The organism is Collinsella aerofaciens (genome assembly GCF_015561195.1).
Lineage (GTDB): Bacteria > Actinomycetota > Coriobacteriia > Coriobacteriales > Coriobacteriaceae > Collinsella > Collinsella aerofaciens_AC.
The window spans coordinates 148,936-167,645 of record NZ_JADMSU010000006.1; the positions used below are offsets into that span (position 1 = coordinate 148,936).

The following is an 18,710-nucleotide window of genomic DNA, read 5'->3' on the forward strand; positions in this document are numbered from 1 at the left end:
GCCGAGCAGGCTCTGCTCCCCAACGCCATGCAACTTACTTCGGATCGGACTCTACACCACTTTCTCGGCACTATCGGCGCGATCGAAATCATAAGTCACATTAAAGCAGTGATTAACACTTATTTCTTCAATGCGCAGGACCACTGCATGAGACCAGCTCTAATCAACGCAAAATAATGGGAAGAGAATTTACGCGCAAGGTATATAGGCCATTTCCAATTATTATATGCAAGCTGAGCGGCCCCATTACCAACCACAAGCGCCCAGACGCCCATGCCAGTAAAGGAAATTAAGACATACGACAATACAAAACCTGCAATAGCCGAAACTATATAAGCCGGGAGATAGGGGATTTCATTCGTACTGATAATGTAATTACAACACAATGAATGATGGTTCCAAACCGCAAGATAAACAACCAAGGCGAAATAAAGAAGCCCGTCGGGGGAAAAACCTTTCTTAACTAGGAACAAGACTGGGAAGCCGACAAACCAGACACCGATCGTGCATACAACAATTAAAATCCAATATAGAGACAGACTTTTTTCAATAATTTTTCGTGCAGTCTGAACTTCGCCACCAGCATAAGCAGATTGAAACATTGGAATAAAAGATCGAACGTAGGCGCTGGCAAACCCGTAAATTGCACCGCCAACTTGAATAATTAATGAATACTGAGAGTTAACCTCCACACCAAGAAAATAGGAGCAGAGCAGCGAACTCAACTGAGTGGAAGCATAGCAGCAAAGTTGAACAACGCCGTCCCTCCACGCCAAATAAGCCACTGAAATAAACGTTTCTTTTATTTCAGAAATAGAAACACCCGTACAAGCATCGTTTGCTTTTTTTATCGCCTCTGAGTGAACCTCCAGAAAGCGACCGCAAAAAAATCTCAGCACAATGTCATTAAACAGATAACCGATGGCAGCGCCAATGATGCCAAAACCCATAAACAGCAAAAACGCAGAAACCACAAGCTGCCCAATGCGACCATAAGACTTTGCCCTGCTTTCAGCGGAAATATCCCCGAACCCTCTCAGGCAGGTCGTATAATGAAAAAAGAATAGATTAAAAAACACATCAAAACAAAAAATTAACCATGCGGTCCAACAAGAAAAGGGATCAATAGCACTTGAAATTGAAGAAATGTAGGCAGTTCCAACTGTAGCGGTAAGCATCAGGACAACGCAAGAAATTAACGCGTAAACAATCCGGGATGTTTTAATCAATTTGCCAAGCAGCTCATAGTCTACAGAATCACCAACTTGAGATGAATCGTAGCCGCTCTTGCTAATGCTACGCGCACCGCTAAGACAATAGACAATATTTCTCGCAAAGGTTGGTGTAAAGCCAAATTCAAATAACAGCGTTAAATTCCCAATGGCAACAAAAGTGTACCAGAGACCAAGTTCGGCGTTAGATAAGTAAGCAAGCAGAAACGGAAGAAGAAGGAAGCTGCTCCCCATTGAAAGAACAGTGCTTACATAGTTCCATATAATGTCTGACTTGGTAGTATTAATTTTAGCCATTATTTAGCCATCTCCACAACATCCTTTGATGGCACCCTGGATTGACAGGGCCCCTTATCTGAAAAGGCGGGCAGCGCCATAAGCATAAAGAAATTACATGCTGGATATAACATTCCGCATTCAACAAACCCCATTAGGGAATACAAGACCAAGCCCATGAATGTCACGTGGGCCGAAATACGCGCTTTATTTATCGCTACGCAATAGAAAGCAACAAACGCGGTAAATGGGATCAAACCGTATTGAATAAGTAGTCGACAATATGCATTGTCAAGCATGACTCTTGTTTGTATTAAATAACCACCCGTTGCAGACGGCAGCGAAACTATGGCCGTTAAGTCATTACCAAAAACAGTCAGAGGGTAGTTTTCAAAATAATAGGCGGAATAAAAAATCCGGTTGGTCATTAAATTATCAAGCTGAACAAGACATTTATTGGCACCATGGGACCACATAAAGGGCAGGGCTATACTAACAATCGCCAGAAAAAGCGGTAAAAAAGTAAATAGGGACCCATATGGTTTTGAACGGGGGCTTCTGAATGAAATAACCGAATACAAGGCCATTACGAAAATGCCTGCTGCAGAAGTTTTTGAATCAGCTACGAAAAAAGCAATTGCGAAACAGAAGATGCCCGCAAGACCGCTTCTGCCTTTCAGCTCAAAAATAGAAGCAGAATAAGCAATAAACAAAAGCTGTCCAAAATTATTAGGATGGGCAAAACCCATCGAATTTCGTACAAAATTGCTACCGCGCGACATTAATACAGAAGGAATGGCACCGACACTATTGAGACCAACAACCATCAATAGCATAAAGACGGACGATACAAGAATAGACCTTGAGATGTAGTATTCAGGGACGTCTTCAGCGCAAAGGCAAAACAGCGCCAACCAAATAATCTGAGGGGCTTTATTTGATTTCAGCGACCCGACGCAAATTAAAATCAGCAGCAAGCCAACTAGCACTTTCACATGAGAAGTCTTTTGTAGTAAAAGCTTCAGCAGTAGAAACGCTAAGGCAAACAACTCAAGGACCAGCGAAAGCACCGCAAGAGAAATCCCAAACACATTGGTAGCATTTACTGATCCAATATAATAGGAAACTGAAAATAAAGCCAAAGCAAAGCTGAACAGTACAGCCCCGGCATTTGCTCGTATAATCTCAGTCCATGATCTTTCCACATTAGTCAAATTCAATTAACGTACCCCATAAACAAACTTAGTAAAGCCAATTGCAGCCATAACACGCCTCGCAAGAAGAAGACGGATCGTAATGCGATTTTTCACTTCAGAGATAAATCGACGTGAATAGCGGTGAGAAGCAAAGCCTTCCATTAAATAGCTGAAATACGACTGGCAGACCATATTAGAGACAGGCTTAAAAAGCTGATTCGATTCCAAACGTGCACAATTACGAATCAAAGATAAGACTTCCCTGACTGCAGATTGCTTATATAGTTCGCTTAAATCCGGATTCACGTGACATAGCTCATATAGTTTTACCAGTAAATTATCAACACTCTCGATAGCCGAGATATCAGTATTTCTCGTTACTGAATCACTATTGTTGACATAGCAATAGACCGCCGAGTCCACTACTTTTACACTTTCAGCCAGACGATAAGCATCTACCATAAACAACGCGTCTTCACCGAAACGAATGCCATCTTCAAATTTAAGAAAACCATTCCGGAATAATGATTTCTTAAATATCTTTCCACAAACGCTTCGGAATACAACACCTTTAGTAAAGCTCGAAAACGGAACTTTATTAACATTATCCCAAAATGCAAGGCTAAGAGAGCATGCTGTTTTCCAGTCGATGCTTATAGCCTTGCCCGAATAATCGCCATGCTCATTCAGTAGAGCCCCGATAACCAAGCTACAGCCATCTGAGGATTCAAGCAACAGCCTAACTGCATTTATAGGCAGCATATCGTCAGCATCAACAAATGCCACCCAATCACCGGAGGCCTCATCGATACCCCTATTACGCGCCACGCATACACCACTATTGTTTTGACTAATCAGCTTAATCCGGTTGTCGCCCTCTGCAATAGCCATAACTAGCTCAGCGCCACGATCTGTCGACCCATCATCAACAATAATTATTTCAATGTTGCTCACACTCTGACGCTGAAGACTATTTAATGTCTTTTGAATCGTTTTTTCAGCGTTATACATCGGCACAATCACGCTCACGAGAGGATTGTCGACCAAGGAAGATTGACAGCAATTTACTTGCTTGCTTGTTGACGTCATAAACAGACGCCCCCCCCCGCAAGCTTATTTGGACGACCCATAGAAATAATTGCGTCAATCCATTCGGCAACATTAAAGGAACACTTTAAAAATTTATCAGAAATATCAGCCGCATCTGGAACGCCAAATGAACAGACACAAGGTAATCCGTTAAGCTGGGCTTCAATTGCGGCAACACCAAGGCCCTCAAACGTAGATGGAAATACAAAACAGTCAAATGAAGACAGAATGTCTTTAATATCTTTTCTTTCGCCTGCAAACAAGACACTAGATGAGATACCCAGCTTAGCCGCAGATTCCTGAAGACTCTTGTGTAGGGGGCCATCGCCAACAATCATTAATTTACAGTTGGATTTAACTGTTAGCAGTTCCTTCATTATCTTTAAAAGAAAAATATGATTCTTTTGACTAGTCAAACGTCCAACAGTACCAATAAGAAAATCTTTTGACGAAAGGCCGAACTCTTCCCTAATTACTACCCTGCTGACAGGATCGTACTCCATGTCATTAAAATTTAAGGCATTTGGAAGCACCTGAAAATTATCGCCCCAGAAGAATGAACCCGCTTCTTTTGAACACGCAAGCCTAACATTAGAATTACGTAACGCCGCACGGCGATTAAAACGGCTTATAACTTGAGTCGGCAAACCGCCCAAAAAACGAGAATTGTGAGAATGAGCAATGCGGACAGAGACATTCGCCCGTTGAGCTGCTCGCAAGACATCCGCATATAAAAGATGATTAAAGTTACACCAAACCGCCTGGTAACAATTTGGTTCATCTTGAAATAGATGGTCTAGATACTCAAAGCGCTTAATAGGCCTATCAATATCCGGGCAAATGTGGATTTCGGAGTTCATCTCATGAACGAATGCAACATCTGATAAATCAGACGTTGCAAGAAATTCAAACGTAGCATATGAGCTGAGGGCCTTTATATACCTACCAACAACGATTTCGGTTCCACCCAGCCCATTTGAAAGGCCAGATACTAAAACCCTAGGCTTATTGTGGTCTAAGGCAGACGAAACCATTAAAAAGCCTTCCTTCCAAATCTAAGTACCGATAGAACAGAGGAGATGAACCAAGACAGCTTGGGTCCAATTACTGGCGCAAGCTTTTTCCGCATTTCAACACGGAACTTCTTAGCGGGTGACAACCAGGTGCCTGAATAATGGTGAATAGAATATGTATCATCAGTAATTTCAAACTTGCCACTATGACTGTCTAGGGGATCAAAATAAGTAGCAGGGTATGCAGTGAAACCATTTAACTGCTGAAATGAACCATCTCTCTTAAGAGCACAACTCACTTCCAGGTAATCAGTTAGCACCCTCGGAGAGGTATCCATAGAGTTGCGGCCTTTTCGCATCTCAAATCTCATAGATTCATATAATTTTGCGACATCGCTCATGACATAGCTTCCGGCCTCAGAACCCATGATGAGGCCGGGATTCAAGAAGAAATTATTCTTCATGAATCCCGCAAAAGCCTCATTATCTAAAAGCTCGTCCAGAGGCTTCAGGACTTCGACATCTGTATCGAGAAGGATTCCACCCTCTGAATACAGTATTCTGTAGCGCGCATAATCGCTGACAAACGCCCATTTTTTTGAGGCATATGCCTCACGACAAAATTCACATTGATTTATATCGAAATTGCTTTCGTCCCATCTACGAATTTCCCAATCAGGCATGATCTTCGACCAAGACTCAATGCATTTTCTTTCAAGTTCAGGAAGCTCACTTCCACCGAACCAGATGTAGTGCAGAACTTTAGGAATCATCAATTCCCTTTCGAACAATAGGCTACTTCTTGATGATTTTTTTAACCAGATGCTTCATCGGGTCATAAATTCCAAGCTTTTCGCATGTATGCCTAGCAAAGCGCTCGGCTTTTACTTTTCCGGAATCGGGGAACCACTTATTCATAAGCTCCTCACCATCCAGATTCGCCACATCAGCCATGAATTCATCGCGACGCGGATTCAGCTTCACGGACTTAGTAAGTTCACGAACACCTTCTACTGCAGCCTCAACATCAATCTCCTTCATACGGGCATAGCTTGAGGCTCGATCAAGCAATTCTTGTCCCTCATCGCTTTGGATGAGAACTCGAGTGACGCCCCGATTGTCGTCGAACTCTTTCGAGAGTCGATAAACATCGAAGAAATCCCAGCAAGTCAAATCAGTAACGCGATAACGCTTTTTAAACGGGCATTCGTAACAAATGGGTCGATCTGAAAGATCAGCAAAAAAGGCCCTTAGGTAAGGATCTGTTTCGACACCTTCACTGTACAGCCGTTCACCATACAGAGTCTCGCCTTCGAGCTCGCACATATTTGAATAGCGATAGCCAAACCGTGATTTATCTCTAAAAAGAACGGTCTCACCTTTTATGCCAACCTTTGCGTCAAGCCATTCGACCTGCCGCGCGAACACAGCGCGAGCGGGGTTCGCGCGGCAGACGAAGTCTGCCACGCGTAAATTTGCCGGCTTGCCGCCCAAAAATCGAAGCAGGCCTTCGCATTGACAAGGGGTACCAATAAAGAGAACTTCACGTCCAGTTTTTAGTTGTTGTTTGACCTCGGGATACGCAGGGCCAACAACGCTCTGAACATATTTACTGTTGCGGAAGCGCCAAAGTTCATCAACGCTTTCCACAGAAAAATGTCCGACCTTAAGTCGCCCAGGGGCTCCTTCGGCTCGCACAAGCTGTTCACCGCGCAAATAACCTGCACCAAACACAATACCGCCGTTGGCAATCACGGCCTGAGCAAGGGCAGTGAAGGCTCCACCAGAAGTGCTTTCAGCAAGCACCTTTTGATCATTATGCTGGACTAGAAAGGCTCGTTGGGACTTAGGCTCGTCCTTATCAACATTAAGCACTGGGCAAGCCTTTTCGCATAATCCGCAATCAATACACTGGTCAGCATTGACTACGGGGTACTCGCAGCCCTCGGCGTCATATTCCATTGATATGCACTGCTTGGGACATTTTTGAGCACAGGCAGCGCAACCGCAGCATTTACTTTTGTCCGTGATGGAGATCATACTGTTCCCTACAACTCAAGAGCTGATTTAAGCCAATTGGCCGATTCATTCCTATACACATTAAGTCGTTGACGTACTGACACAAAGTCGATTTCATTTGCCATTGCGGCACGGAAAGCATCCTTCGATTCGCAAATACGATCGGAGTTTCCAAGGACACGCAACAATGTATCAATACGTGAGTTCGTAGACTGAGCACCCATATTCTCGTGGCGACGGAACGAGAAGAAGGGCACCTCAAAAATATTTGAGAAAACGCTTCCGTGGAAAGAGTCAGTACAGACATACGAAGCATGGGCAATCAAGTTGACCCACTCAGCCGGACCGGCTTCCCAAGGATAATAATCCGCGTAATCATCATCAGCCTTAACATACTCATCGGGATGAGCAATGGCGACGATCTTCAAATTATGCTGCTTGGCAAGCTCTTGGGCACATTCACGATTCCATGCATTCTTACCCATGAAATAGCAGAAAACATAGGGCTCGTCAGGAACGTCAATCGAAGAGGAACAAGCAAGGCTTGCCCACTGATCTCTAGCCAGCAGCATCGTAGGGTCGCATACAACAGAGCATCGGACGCCCGTAGCTTTCTCTACCAAATCCGCTCCCGTATCCTCGCGAACAGAAATGGCCGAAAAATCGGAAAGAAAATCTTTTGTTTTACGAAGATATTTTTCAGAAAGGGAAGATACTCCAAAACTAGTGGAATAAGACACCTTGCGGACAGGAGGCTGCACGAAAGATAGTGTAAAGTACCTACCAGCAATGTTAACAGGCAGCCAAAGCTGATCGCTGCCAACAACAACGCTGTCATAATCAGCCACAAGCGCCCCAAGTTCTTCAAACGAAGCGGCTTGAGGAGTAAAACTAAAATGTGTTGACTCGAAAGATGAAAATGCACTTTTCCTCTTTGCCATTTTCTTTCCAAAGTCAGCATCAAGCTTCTGCTTGATGCGATGCTTTACAAAACCCAGCTTTGCACGATAAAGATCTACATCAAATAGATGCTCAAGATAGTAATCATTGCGTCCTTCAGAAATAGCATGACCCAGGCCACGTTTATCAATAGTATTGACTTCAACTCCCAGCTCCTCAAGGGCACGCTGGGTCGCGTACGCCTGAAGAACGCTGCCAAAGTTGATTTTGTCATGACACGACGCGACTGCGACTCGCTTAGAACATGTAATAGTCAAGCTATCCCCTTAATCAACAGAACCTAAATAGGTCATATAACAATCCAATAACACTCTGGCCGCAGCATTAATTTCAAATACCTGCAAACCGGCATCGTCGCCAGGCGCGAAGACCTCTGTGCTCAACTCAATAAGTCTTTCGGCCCACTTTATACAGGAGCTAGAAAGTGATTCAAATTGCATCATGGATGTAACAGCGGTCTCAGAGGTAACGGTATCAGACGCAAGAATGGGTGTATGCGATGCCTGGCATTCAACTCCGACCATTGGGAGGCCTTCATACAGGCTCGGCAGGCAGAAAACATCAAATGCTCGATATAAAGATGCTGCGTCGCTTCTAGTGCCCAAAAACCGAACAGAATGGCTAATCCCCAGACAATCAGCTTGGTCCTTTATCTGTTCAACCAACGGACCAGAACCAACCAAAACTAAAACTGCATCATTACGAATCTTTAAAACCTGATCGAATATATTAAGCAAATATGAGTGATTCTTCTGCTCTGTAAAACGACCAATGTGCCCAATTAGAAGCTGTCCATCAGCAACACCAAGCGATCGCCGCGTCCTTAGGCGATCCTCATCATCTGGCGCGAAAACAGACAAGTCGACAGCATTACGCATGACTACAAATTGAGAACTCGATCCAAATAACCATTCACCAGCGAATTTACTACATGCAAAACGGTGAGTCGGATACCGGTTTGATTGCGTTTTCAGCACGGCCTTCAGGGCATTCTTGGCATACTCACCCCTACCACTCGTAGAGTGGCTATGGGCGATACGCACGGGGACACCCGCCTTCTTCGCAGCACGAAGAGGAAAGACCGAAAGCGCGTTGATGTGACTATGGACAATCTTCCAGCCCTCTTGCTTAAAGAGACGCTGAAGCTCTCGCTGGTATTCAGCTACATGCTGATAGGGCGGTATCTCAAAGACCCTGCCACCGAGCGATTCGATCTCGTCACGGGGAACAAGCGTCGAATCGGAATCAACAAGAAAGTCAAACTGCACTTTACCGCGATCGATGTGACGATAGTAATTCATAACGACAGCTTCGACGCCGCCACCAACCATCTTGCCAACAACCTGAGCCACCCTAACCGGTTCAGTCATTTAGCAAGCACCTCCACCGGTAAAGACCTCAACGACCGTGAGGAGAACAATCTTCAAGTCCGTGATGGGGCCGCGCTTGGCGATGTACTCCAAATCACGGCGGACCATGCCGTCGAAGTCGGTATCGTTGCGGTCAGTCACCTGCCACCAGCCGGTAATGCCCGGCTTCACAGCCAAGCGCTGCAGGTCGTACTCGGTATACTCCGCGACCTCGTTGGGCAGCGGCGGGCGCGGGCCGACGACGGACATCTGCCCCAAAAACACGTTGAGGAACTGCGGGAACTCGTCGATGGAGTGCTTACGGATGAACCTACCGATCCTGGTGACGCGGGGGTCGTCCCTCATCTTGAACATGGCGCCGGCGATCTCGTTTTGCCCCTTGAGCTCGGCGAGACGCTCGTCGGCGTCCTTGTACATGGAGCGGAACTTCCACATGCGGAAGGTGGACAGGCTGCCGTCGAGGCGGGTCTGGCCCACACGGATCTGGCTGTAGAATGGATTGCCCTCGCTCTCTAGGCGGATGGCGGCGGCCAGCACCAAGCTGGGGATAGCGATAAGGACGAGCGCGACACCGCTAAACACAATGTCGAACGTACGCTTGACGGCCCGGTAGGCTAGACGCGTGCGGTCCCAGTCCATGATGGATTGCATGGCCCTGTAGCGACCGGCGCCCTCACGCCGGTCCATGGCCTGAGCAATCAGCGCCGCCCCCGCGGGCGCACAGCTCTTTGTTACTTCTTTAGCAGCCACAGTCAAAAATACATCCCCGTTCCCCAGGGATCCCCCAATCGGTAAATTCAAAAACGCGAACGAACAGCTAGTACAACGTCTCCCTTACGTTTTGCTGGGAACGTCGAGCGGTAGCAGCTCTCTAAATGCGGAGTTGCCCTCGCCCACGTCTACCAGACACCAGCGTTTATGGCGGTCGATCTTTTTAACGCGGGCCTCTTGCCCCACCAAGGGACCCTGCTCTATGTGCAACACGCCGTCTTCTATGCGGGCGACGCTGTTGCGCACCACGCCGTCGTCGTCGAGCACGCTGCAATACCAGTCCTGCGCATCGTCCGGCATGGGCATGTACGCCCGCTCCCTACTACCGGCGATGCGGCAGCCAAAGCTCAGCTGGGCTAAAGCCCTGTCGAGTGCGGCAGCATCGTGCGTGGCGACGAAGAAATATTCCTTGTACATGGGTTTGGTTTGGAGCGACCAGGCGCCGTCCCGCTTAAACCAGAACTCCTTTTGCATCACAAAAGCGTCCTGCATCAGCTCGTGTGGGATAATGCGGCGAACCTTTTCGCAGGTCTCGCGCTCTTTACCGTTGGGGGTGTGGACCAGATACCAGCGGACGCGGCCGTGCTGGCTGTTGGTGATGGCGCCGTTAAATGCGCCCGGCAGCTGCTCTTGGCGCCGTGCCGCCCGTTCTATGTTCTCGCCCCCTCTTTTGGCTTTGCGGTGCACGCAAATGCAGGGGCGTTTAGAACAGGCTTCTCGCTCGCAGCAAGGCGCAGTCGCAAAAGTACAGGTTTTTGTATCTTTCGACAGATGACATTATACAAGCAATTAATCAGCGTTTGCCCAGATTACGCAAAATGTACTGCTAGTAGGTACATCTCCTTACCCCTCTACAAAAACCTGTACCTTTTTGTGCAACAAAAAAAGCCGCTCAACCAGCGGCTTTTCTTATTTGGGCATGAAAAAAGGCGACCGCCCTTTATGGACGATCGCCTTTGTAAATTGTTATACAGCTTGCCTTAGGCGCGGGTCTTGATCTCCTCGAGAACCTTGGCAACAAACTCGTCGACGCTCATCTGAACGGTCTCGTTAGAGCGATCGCGGACGGAGATGTTGCCGGCCTCGACCTCCTTCTCGCCCAGGATGAGCATGTAGGGCACGCGGTCGATGCTGCGGGCCTCGCGGATCTTGTAGCCGATCTTCTCGTCGCGATCGTCGCAGACCACGCGAATGCCGGCCTCCTCCAGCTTGGCGCACACCTCGTGAGCGTAGTCGCGGCTCTTCTCGGAAACCGGAAGGGCCTTGACCTGCACGGGGGCCAGCCAGGTGGGGAACTTGCCCGCAAAGTGCTCAATCAGAATACCGATGAAGCGCTCGATGGAGCCAAAGCACACGCGGTGCAGCATGATGGGGCGCTTCTTGGTGCCGTCGGCGTCCACGTACTCCAGATCAAAGTTGAGCGGCATCTGGAAGTCGAGCTGCACGGTACCGCACTGCCAGGTACGGCCGAGCGAGTCCTCCAGGTGGAAGTCGATCTTGGGGCCGTAGAAGGCGCCGTCGCCCTCGTTGACCTCGTAGTCCATGCCCAGCTGCTCCAGAGCGGTGCGCAGGCCCTCCTCGGCGCGCGCCCAGTCCTCGTCCGAACCCATGGAGTCCTCGGGGCGGGTGGAAAGCTCAACGTGATACTTAAAGCCAAACTTCTGGTACACGGAATCGATGAGGTTGACCACACCCACGATCTCGTCGGTCAGCTGGTCGGGACGCACAAACAGGTGGGCGTCGTCCTGGTTAAAGCAGCGCACGCGGAACAAGCCGTGCAGGGCGCCGCGCAGCTCGTGGCGGTGCACCAGGCCAATCTCGCCGGCGCGAATGGGCAGCTCGCGGTAGGAGTGCGGCTTGGAGGCGTACACCAGCACGCCGCCCGGGCAGTTCATGGGCTTAATGCAGTACTCTTCGTCGTCGATGACGGTGGAGTACATGTTGTCCTTGTAGTGGTCCCAGTGGCCCGAGGTCTTCCACAGCTGCTTGTTCATGATGAGCGGCGTGGAGATCTCCACGTAGCCGGCCTTGTGGTGAATCTCGCGCCAGTAGTCCAGCAGCGTGTTCTTAAGGATCATGCCGTTGGGCAGGAAGAACGGAAAACCGGGAGCCTCGTCGCGCATCATAAAGAGGTCCATCTCGCGGCCGATCTTGCGGTGGTCGCGCTTCTTGGCCTCCTCCAGCATGTGCATGTGCTCGTCGAGCTCTTCCTTGGTGGCAAAGGCGACGCCGTTGATGCGGGTAAGCATCTTGTTGTCCTTGTCGCCCTTCCAGTAGGCGCCCGAGACGCCGGTGAGCTTAAAGGCCTTGAGCGCCTTGGTGTAGCAGATGTGGGGGCCGACGCACATGTCGATGTAGTCGCCCTGCTGGTAGAAGGTGATGCGGGCGTCGTCTTCCAGGTCACCGATGTGCTCGACCTTGTACTTCTCGCCGCGCTCCTCCATAAGGGCGATGGCCTCGGCGCGGGGCTTCTCGTACACGGAAAACTTGAGGTTCTCCTTGACGATCTTTTTCATCTCGGCCTCGATCGCGGGGAAGTCGTCCTCGCTGATCTTGACGCCCTCGGGCAGGTCGACGTCGTAGTAGAAGCCGTTGTCGGTCGCGGGGCCGTAGGCAAAGTCGGCCTCGGGGTACAGGCGCTTGATGGCCTGCGCCATGATGTGCGCGGCAGAGTGGCGGATGACGTGCGTGACCTCGTCCTGCGGGAGCTCGGCCACCGAACCGTCATTGTAGAGTGCCTTCATGGGTATGTTTTCTCCTCTCGGATGCCTAATGCAAGTGCGTGCGATGCGCTCGGCGTTTTAACTTGCATCATTATAGGCAGGTTGCCTTGGTATACAAGCGCCCGCCGCACCTTAATGGCACGGCGGGCGATTTTCTACGCATGCTTCATCGTGTGGGGCGGGGTGTGGGGCGCGCGTGGCTTGCGGCGTGCCCGTGGCTTGCGGCCGGCCCGGCGATGGATGCGTTACTGGATGCGAGTTCGGCAGTAGGGGCAGACCTTCCAGTGCGCATCGAGCGGGCGATGGCAGCTGGGGCACACGTTGCGAACCTGGGTGTCGCACACGGGGCAGACGACGAAGTCCTTCTCGATGGGCGCGCCGCACTGCGGGCAGGTGCCGTACTGGGCAAGCTGGCGCTCGCGCAGGGCCATGTCCAGCTCCTGCTCCTCGCGGTCGGACGCGTAGGAGTGCGGGCGCAGGACCAGGTAGGCAATGAGGCCAACAAACGGGATGAGGGCGATGATGCCCCATGCCACGTAGGCGCTGGCGCCGCGGCGGCGAGCGTCGATGAACACATAGACGACCGACAGCACGTACAGGGCGATGATAAAGCCAACGAAGGCATAGACGACGCCCATAAGCTGCGGCGACATGAGCTCGGAGATGTACTTGGACATTACGGGTACCTTTCGGAATATTAACAGTCCGGTCAAGTTTACCACGGGGTTTGTTTATATGGGACCACGGCTAGGGGCGGGGCTGGCGCGGACACAAACATCTCAATCTGTAACAGGTGGAGGCGGAATCCGGGTCCAGATGTTACAGATCGAGACACAGGGGTCCCTCCCCGACTTCAATCTCGATCTGTAACATCTTGGGCCCCAAAACCCCTCTTACTGTTACAGATCGAGACATTCAAAATCCGCCTGAAGGTTTGTCTTGATCTGTAACATCTGGAACCCAAATCATCAGCTAGCTGTTACAGATCGAGACAAAGGAAAACGTCCAAACCGAATGTCTCAATCTGTAACAACCACTCGGCAAAAACGGTCCCAGATGTTACTGATCGAGACAAATCTCCGAGACCAGAGCTGGCAGGCAAGATTGTCGACGTTACTGAGTCTCCCCTCGCCTGCCGTTGGCGGGTGTTGCGGGGCTGTTCGCCGCATTGCCGCCGCGCTGGGGGCGTGCAGACCGTAGGATAGTCTTATTGACAGCCTGTCAACTCGTCTGGGAGGCACTGTGACAGAAACGTTTGATATCGCGATTGTCGGCGCGGGCATCACCGGATGCGCCATCGCGCGGCAGCTCGCGCGCTATGACCTGTCCATTTGCGTGGTCGAGGCGGCTAACGATATTGCGCTGGGCGCGTCGAAGGCCAACGGCGGCCTGGTGCACGCTGGCTACGATCCGGCGCCGGGCACCGTAAAGGCGCAGGTCAACGCCCGTGGCTGCGAGTTGTACGGTACGTGGGCGCAGGAGCTGGGCTTTCTGTTCCGCCGCACCGGGTCGATGGTGTTGGGCTTTAACGACGAGGACCGCGCGCATCTTGAGCAGCTGCGGTGCAACGGCCTGGCCAACGGTGTGCCCGAGCTGTCGATCATCGGACCCGACCGCATCCACGAATTAGAGCCGCGTGCCAGTGCCGATGCAACGTGCGCATTGTGGTGCCCCTCGACTGGGTTTGTCGACCCGTTTGAGGTTGCCATCGCCGCACTGGAGAACGCCGTGGCCAACGGCGTGACATTTATGCGATCCGCGCCGGTGGAAGCGATTGAGGTTGCCGGCGGCGCTGACGAGGGCGTTGCTGCCGATGGCAAGGACCGCGCACGCTTTACGCTGGCGACGCCCGCCGGAGACGTGCGCTGCCGCTACCTGATCAACGCCGCGGGCAACGGCGCCGCCGACATCTCGCATATGGCGGGCGCCGAGGAGTTTCAGATGGTCTGGCGTCAGGGCAACATCGTAGTGCTGGACAAGGAACCGCGCACGCTCATGCCGCTCTACCCCGTGCCGACGCCGGTGTCGAAGGGCGTTATCGTGACGGGCACCGTGCACGGCAACACCGTGATCACCGCGACGGCCGCCGTGCGCGAGCCGGGCGACACGCAGACCTATGCGAGCGATGTGAACGCGCTGCTGAGCGGCGCGCGCAAGCTGGTGCCCGATCTGGATACGCGCCGCGTGGTGCGCGCATTTGCCGGCGGGCGTCCGGTTATTCAGGGTACGAACGACTTCTTTATTGGACAGTCGGCCGTGGTGCCAGGGCTTTTCCAGGCGGCGGGCATTCAGTCGCCGGGCGTGGCGAGCGCGCCGGCCATTGCCGAGCGCATGGAGCACGTGATGCGTGAGGCGGGCGTGGAGCTGCACGAGCGGGCGGACTGGAACCCAATTCGCCACGCACCGAACGACTTTGACCGCGCACCGCTGGCGCGCAAGGAGGAGCTGATCGGGTCCGATCCTGCGTGGGGACAGATTGTCTGCCGCTGCGAGACGGTGCCCGAGGCCGAGATTGTGGCCGCGATTCGACGCCGCCCGGGTGCGGTTTCGGTCGAGGGCGTCAAGCGCCGCTGCCGCGCCGGCATGGGTCGGTGCCAGAGCGGGTTTTGCCAGAGCCGTGTGGTGACGATTCTTGCCCGCGAGCTGGGCTGCGACCTCAGCGAGGTGCTGCTGGAGGACACCGGCTCCTGGCTGGTCGAGGGACCTTTGAAGGGGGTGCGCTAGGATGGCGGAATTCAAATCGAGCGCGATTGATTGCGGCGTCGTGGAAGCCGTACAAACGCAAGCCTTCGACGTGGTCGTTATCGGCGGCGGACCTGCCGGCATGGCTGCCGCGTTGGCCGCGCATAAGGCCGGAACGCGCGTGGCCATCGTGGAGCGCGAGCAGCACCTGGGCGGCATCCTGCGCCAGTGCATCCACCCCGGCTTTGGGCTGTCACACTTTAGGAAGGAGCTCACCGGCCCCGAGTATGCGCAGCGCTTTATCGACCAGGTGCGCGCAACCGACATTGCGCTGTTCCTGAACAGCATGGTGATTGGGATTGATTCAGGCGAGCCTACGGAAGACACCGCGGTCCATGCCGTCACACTCATGAGCCCTGCCGGCATGCTGCAGCTCACCGGGCGCGCGGTCGTCCTTGCCATGGGCTGCCGTGAGCGCACCCGCAACGAGATCAAGATCCCCGGCAGTCGTCCCGCCGGCGTGTTTACGGCCGGCCTGGCGCAGCGATACATCAATATCGAAAACCTCAAACCCGGCTCGCGCGCCGTCATTTTGGGCTCTGGCGACATCGGGCTCATCATGGCACGCCGTTGCACGCTCGAGGGGATTTCGGTCGAGGGCGTGTACGAGCTCATGCCGTACGCCAACGGCCTGCGCCGCAACGTTAAGAACTGCCTGGACGACTTTGGAATTCCGCTGCACCTGTCCACCACCGTCACGCGCGTGATCGGCCACGACCGCGTGGAGGCTGTCGAGGTGAGTCAGGTCGACGAGCACCTGACGCCCATTCCGGGGACCGAGCGCATTGTTCCGTGCGACACACTGCTGCTTTCGGTGGGATTGATTCCCGAGAACGAGCTTTCGGTAGCCGCAGGCGTGGAACTTGACCCGCGCACGCGCGGCGCCGTGGTGGACCAGGGCCTGCAGACGGGCGTGCCGGGCATCTTTGCCTGCGGCAACGTGCTGCACGTACACGACCTGGCCGACAACGTGACGACCGAGTCCGAGCGCGCCGGTGCGGCTGCGGCGGCGTGGGCGTTGGACGGCGACGCCGGGGCGAGCGCTGCGGGCACGGGCTGCGAGCTCACGGTCTTCCCTGCCGGTATCGCGGGATACGCGCTGCCGGGACGCATTACGGCGGTGGCACTCACCAAACTCAACTTCCGCGTACGCCGACCTGTCGACGCCGCCCGCGTACGCATTCTAGCAGGCGACGAGGAGCTGTTTGCAGGCAAGATCCGCCCGTTTAAACCGAGCGTGATGGAAAGCTTCCCGCTACCGGCAAAGGTGATTCAACGCGCACTCGACCTGGGTGTCAGCGAGATTGTCCTGTCCGTCGACCCCGTTGAGGAGGCATAAGGCCATGAGCACGAATGTGACTGAGACGCTGCAGTTCAACTGCACCACCTGCCCATCCGAGTGCCTCCTAACCGTGGAGGTGGAGCGCGGCGCAGACGGCGCCGTGGTAGAGGTGCGCTCCGTAACCGGCAACAGCTGTCCGCGTGGCGATAAGTTCGCGCATCAGGAGCTCACCTGCCCCATGCGCGTGCTTACCACCACCGTGGCCGTATCCGGCGGCGACGAGGCGCTGCTGCCCGTGCGCACGGACGAAGCCATCCCGCTGGCACTCCACGCCCAAGCCATGGACGTCATCCGCGGCGTGGTCGTCGAGGCCCCCATACGCATGGGCGACGTCGTGCTGGAGAACCTCCTAGACACCAACATCGACCTCATCGCCAGCATGGACATCGACCCCGCCTAAGCAGCTAATTTAGGACGGGGCTCTTTTGGCTACCTTACTTGCCCAATCATCCCAGATAAACCATGTCAAGGCCGAGGAGTGTCCCAAGGTGCCAGCATAAAAGGAACGTCCCTATGTGCCGGGCATGGGATACCATGGTGGCAACCTAGCGAAAGGACGATGTATGGCACATGTCGATGACCAGCGTGTGGCGCGCGTGCTCGATGCGCTCGAGGCTCAGCACCCCGGCGTACAGCTGCTCGTAAACGACCCGTGGTCGATCTATTACCTGACCGGCTTTTATGCCGATATGTTCGAACGTTTTTGCGGCGTGCTGCTCGCACGCAATGCCGAGCCGGTAATCCTAGTCAACGCCCTGCACCAGCTGCCGGAATACGACAATGCCCGCGTTGCCTACCACACCGATACCGATATCGTGACCGATGCCATCGCGCGCGAGGTTGATCCGATCAAGCCGCTTGGCATCGATACCGTCATGCGCTCCGGCTTTTTGATGCCGCTCATGGAGCGCCACGCCGCGAGCGAGTTCTTCCTGGGTGACTTTGCCGTCACCGCAGCACGCGCCCACAAGGACGAAGTCGAGCAAGAGCTCATGCGCGCGTCCTCGGCCGCTAACGACGCTGTGATGGCCGACGCCATCACGCTCGTCCACGAGGGCGTGACGGAGCGCGAAATTGCCGACCAGATGCTCAGTCTGTATCGCAAGCACGGCTGCGAGGGCTTTAGCTTTCCGCCCATCGTGAGCTTTGGCACCAACGCCGGCGACCCGCACCACGAGCCCGACGATACCGTACTCAAGCGTGGCAACGTGGTGCTGTTCGACATTGGCGGACGCCATCGCAACTACTGCTCGGACATGACGCGCACGTTCTTTTGGGGCGAGCCGGACGAGGAGACGGCGCGCATCTACGATATCGTGCGCCGCGCCAACGAGGCCGCCGAGGCGCTCATCGCACCGGGCGTGCGCATGTGCGACCTGGACCGTGCCGCGCGCGACGTGATTGAGGACGCGGGCTACGGCGAATACTTTACGCATCGCCTGGGTCACTCGATCGGCCTGCAGGACCACGAGCCGGGCGACGTCTCGCTCGTCAACGAGCAGGTCGTAGAGCCGGGCATGACGTTCTCCATCGAGCCGGGTATCTACCTCCCCGGCCACACCGGCGTCCGCATCGAGGACCTGGCCCTGGTGACCGAGAACGGCGTCGAGATCCTCAACGCCTACCCCCACGATCCGGTCCGTCTAGACTAGGCAATTCGTCAAAGGGACAGTCCCTTTGACACCTTCCGCTAACGCCGCGCCACGAAAACGGGCCATCTACTACGTTTAACCCGCATAGGTCGACCATAACTGGGTTTTCGCAAAACCCGCAAGCCATCTACCTGCGGTTTTCATTTTGCGATTCTCGGTGTGGTCGGGGGTATTCGCTAAAACGTAGTAGATAGGCCCATTTCGTGGCAAGCGAGTCAACTCGGGGCGCAGGGCAGCCAAAATAGCCCTGTCCCAAATTGACTGCTTTTGAGTTGCGGTGATATACGGACTGTTTGAGGCTTCTGGCTTATAAAACAGTCCGTAT

16 protein-coding genes are annotated in these 18,710 nt (G+C 53.3%); 4 read left to right on the plus strand and 12 right to left on the minus strand.

Annotated features, from left to right (window positions below; all coding sequences use genetic code 11):
• Positions 1-119: 119 nt before the first annotated feature.
• The 12 genes from wzx to I2H81_RS07380 all read right to left on the minus strand — a co-directional run bounded on the left by wzx (position 120) and on the right by I2H81_RS07380 (position 13,326).
• Positions 120-1,529: an O-unit flippase-like protein gene (wzx, locus tag I2H81_RS07325; protein WP_161145256.1), complete on the minus strand. Its 1,410-nt coding sequence runs from the start codon at positions 1,527-1,529 to the stop codon at positions 120-122.
• Positions 1,529-2,728 carry a hypothetical protein gene (locus I2H81_RS07330; protein ID WP_195645078.1) on the minus strand — a complete coding sequence of 400 codons (1,200 nt, stop codon included), beginning with the start codon at positions 2,726-2,728 and terminating at the stop codon, positions 1,529-1,531. The genes wzx and I2H81_RS07330 overlap by 1 nt, the downstream gene beginning before the upstream one ends.
• Positions 2,729-3,793, minus strand: coding sequence for a glycosyltransferase family 2 protein (locus I2H81_RS07335; protein ID WP_195645079.1), 1,065 nt, complete (start codon positions 3,791-3,793; stop codon positions 2,729-2,731).
• The gene (locus I2H81_RS07340; RefSeq protein WP_195645080.1) at positions 3,790-4,827 is read right to left on the minus strand and encodes a glycosyltransferase; all 1,038 of its coding nucleotides are present in this window, start codon (positions 4,825-4,827) and stop codon (positions 3,790-3,792) included. The genes I2H81_RS07335 and I2H81_RS07340 overlap by 4 nt, the downstream gene beginning before the upstream one ends.
• Positions 4,827-5,579 (minus strand): glycosyltransferase family 32 protein, encoded by a 753-nt coding sequence (locus I2H81_RS07345; protein ID WP_195645081.1) that lies wholly within the window; start codon positions 5,577-5,579, stop codon positions 4,827-4,829. The genes I2H81_RS07340 and I2H81_RS07345 overlap by 1 nt, the downstream gene beginning before the upstream one ends.
• A gap of 22 nt (positions 5,580-5,601) precedes the next feature.
• Positions 5,602-6,846 (minus strand): Coenzyme F420 hydrogenase/dehydrogenase, beta subunit C-terminal domain, encoded by a 1,245-nt coding sequence (locus tag I2H81_RS07350; protein ID WP_195645082.1) that lies wholly within the window; start codon positions 6,844-6,846, stop codon positions 5,602-5,604.
• 8 nt (positions 6,847-6,854) lie between these two features.
• A complete protein-coding gene (locus I2H81_RS07355) occupies positions 6,855-8,042 on the minus strand; it encodes a polysaccharide pyruvyl transferase family protein (protein WP_195645083.1) in 1,188 nt (395 codons plus the stop codon).
• Between the two features lie 9 nt (positions 8,043-8,051).
• On the minus strand, positions 8,052-9,155 hold the full coding sequence (locus tag I2H81_RS07360; RefSeq protein ID WP_195645084.1) for a glycosyltransferase family 1 protein: 1,104 nt from the start codon (positions 9,153-9,155) through the stop codon (positions 8,052-8,054).
• Positions 9,156-9,905, minus strand: a complete 750-nt coding sequence (locus I2H81_RS07365) for a sugar transferase (protein ID WP_271817493.1) — start codon at positions 9,903-9,905, stop codon at positions 9,156-9,158.
• A gap of 84 nt (positions 9,906-9,989) precedes the next feature.
• Entirely contained in the window at positions 9,990-10,613 is a 624-nt protein-coding gene (locus tag I2H81_RS07370; protein WP_195645085.1) for a hypothetical protein, read from the minus strand.
• 293 nt (positions 10,614-10,906) lie between these two features.
• The gene (gene thrS, locus I2H81_RS07375; RefSeq protein ID WP_195645086.1) at positions 10,907-12,670 is read right to left on the minus strand and encodes a threonine--tRNA ligase; all 1,764 of its coding nucleotides are present in this window, start codon (positions 12,668-12,670) and stop codon (positions 10,907-10,909) included.
• Positions 12,671-12,894: 224 nt separating this feature from the next.
• Positions 12,895-13,326, minus strand: a complete 432-nt coding sequence (locus tag I2H81_RS07380; RefSeq protein WP_055251579.1) for a double zinc ribbon domain-containing protein — start codon at positions 13,324-13,326, stop codon at positions 12,895-12,897.
• 565 nt (positions 13,327-13,891) lie between these two features.
• On the opposite strand from I2H81_RS07380, the gene I2H81_RS07385 reads away from it, so the two are divergent.
• The 4 genes from I2H81_RS07385 (at position 13,892) to I2H81_RS07400 (ending at position 18,385) form a co-directional block, all read left to right on the plus strand.
• Positions 13,892-15,373: an NAD(P)/FAD-dependent oxidoreductase gene (locus I2H81_RS07385; protein WP_195645087.1), complete on the plus strand. Its 1,482-nt coding sequence runs from the start codon at positions 13,892-13,894 to the stop codon at positions 15,371-15,373.
• 1 nt (position 15,374) lies between these two features.
• Entirely contained in the window at positions 15,375-16,730 is a 1,356-nt protein-coding gene (locus tag I2H81_RS07390) for an NAD(P)/FAD-dependent oxidoreductase (protein WP_195645088.1), read from the plus strand.
• A gap of 4 nt (positions 16,731-16,734) precedes the next feature.
• A complete protein-coding gene (locus I2H81_RS07395; protein ID WP_195645089.1) occupies positions 16,735-17,133 on the plus strand; it encodes a DUF1667 domain-containing protein in 399 nt (132 codons plus the stop codon).
• 163 nt (positions 17,134-17,296) lie between these two features.
• Positions 17,297-18,385: a M24 family metallopeptidase gene (locus I2H81_RS07400; RefSeq protein WP_195645090.1), complete on the plus strand. Its 1,089-nt coding sequence runs from the start codon at positions 17,297-17,299 to the stop codon at positions 18,383-18,385.
• Positions 18,386-18,710: the final 325 nt, after the last annotated feature.

Bases quoted from the DNA above. Each gene is read 5' to 3' on its own strand.
- I2H81_RS07350 (WP_195645082.1), bottom strand. From the start codon at position 6,846: ATGATCTCCATCACGGACAAAAGTAAATGCTGCGGTTGCGCTGCCTGT.
- I2H81_RS07345 (WP_195645081.1), bottom strand. From the start codon at position 5,579: ATGATTCCTAAAGTTCTGCACTACATCTGGTTCGGTGGAAGTGAGCTT.
- thrS (WP_195645086.1), bottom strand. From the start codon at position 12,670: ATGAAGGCACTCTACAATGACGGTTCGGTGGCCGAGCTCCCGCAGGAC.
- I2H81_RS07340 (WP_195645080.1), bottom strand. From the start codon at position 4,827: ATGGTTTCGTCTGCCTTAGACCACAATAAGCCTAGGGTTTTAGTATCT.
- I2H81_RS07390 (WP_195645088.1), top strand. From the start codon at position 15,375: ATGGCGGAATTCAAATCGAGCGCGATTGATTGCGGCGTCGTGGAAGCC.
- I2H81_RS07380 (WP_055251579.1), bottom strand. From the start codon at position 13,326: ATGTCCAAGTACATCTCCGAGCTCATGTCGCCGCAGCTTATGGGCGTC.
- I2H81_RS07400 (WP_195645090.1), top strand. From the start codon at position 17,297: ATGGCACATGTCGATGACCAGCGTGTGGCGCGCGTGCTCGATGCGCTC.
- wzx (WP_161145256.1), bottom strand. From the start codon at position 1,529: ATGGCTAAAATTAATACTACCAAGTCAGACATTATATGGAACTATGTA.
- I2H81_RS07360 (WP_195645084.1), bottom strand. From the start codon at position 9,155: ATGACTGAACCGGTTAGGGTGGCTCAGGTTGTTGGCAAGATGGTTGGT.
- I2H81_RS07395 (WP_195645089.1), top strand. From the start codon at position 16,735: ATGAGCACGAATGTGACTGAGACGCTGCAGTTCAACTGCACCACCTGC.
- I2H81_RS07335 (WP_195645079.1), bottom strand. From the start codon at position 3,793: ATGACGTCAACAAGCAAGCAAGTAAATTGCTGTCAATCTTCCTTGGTC.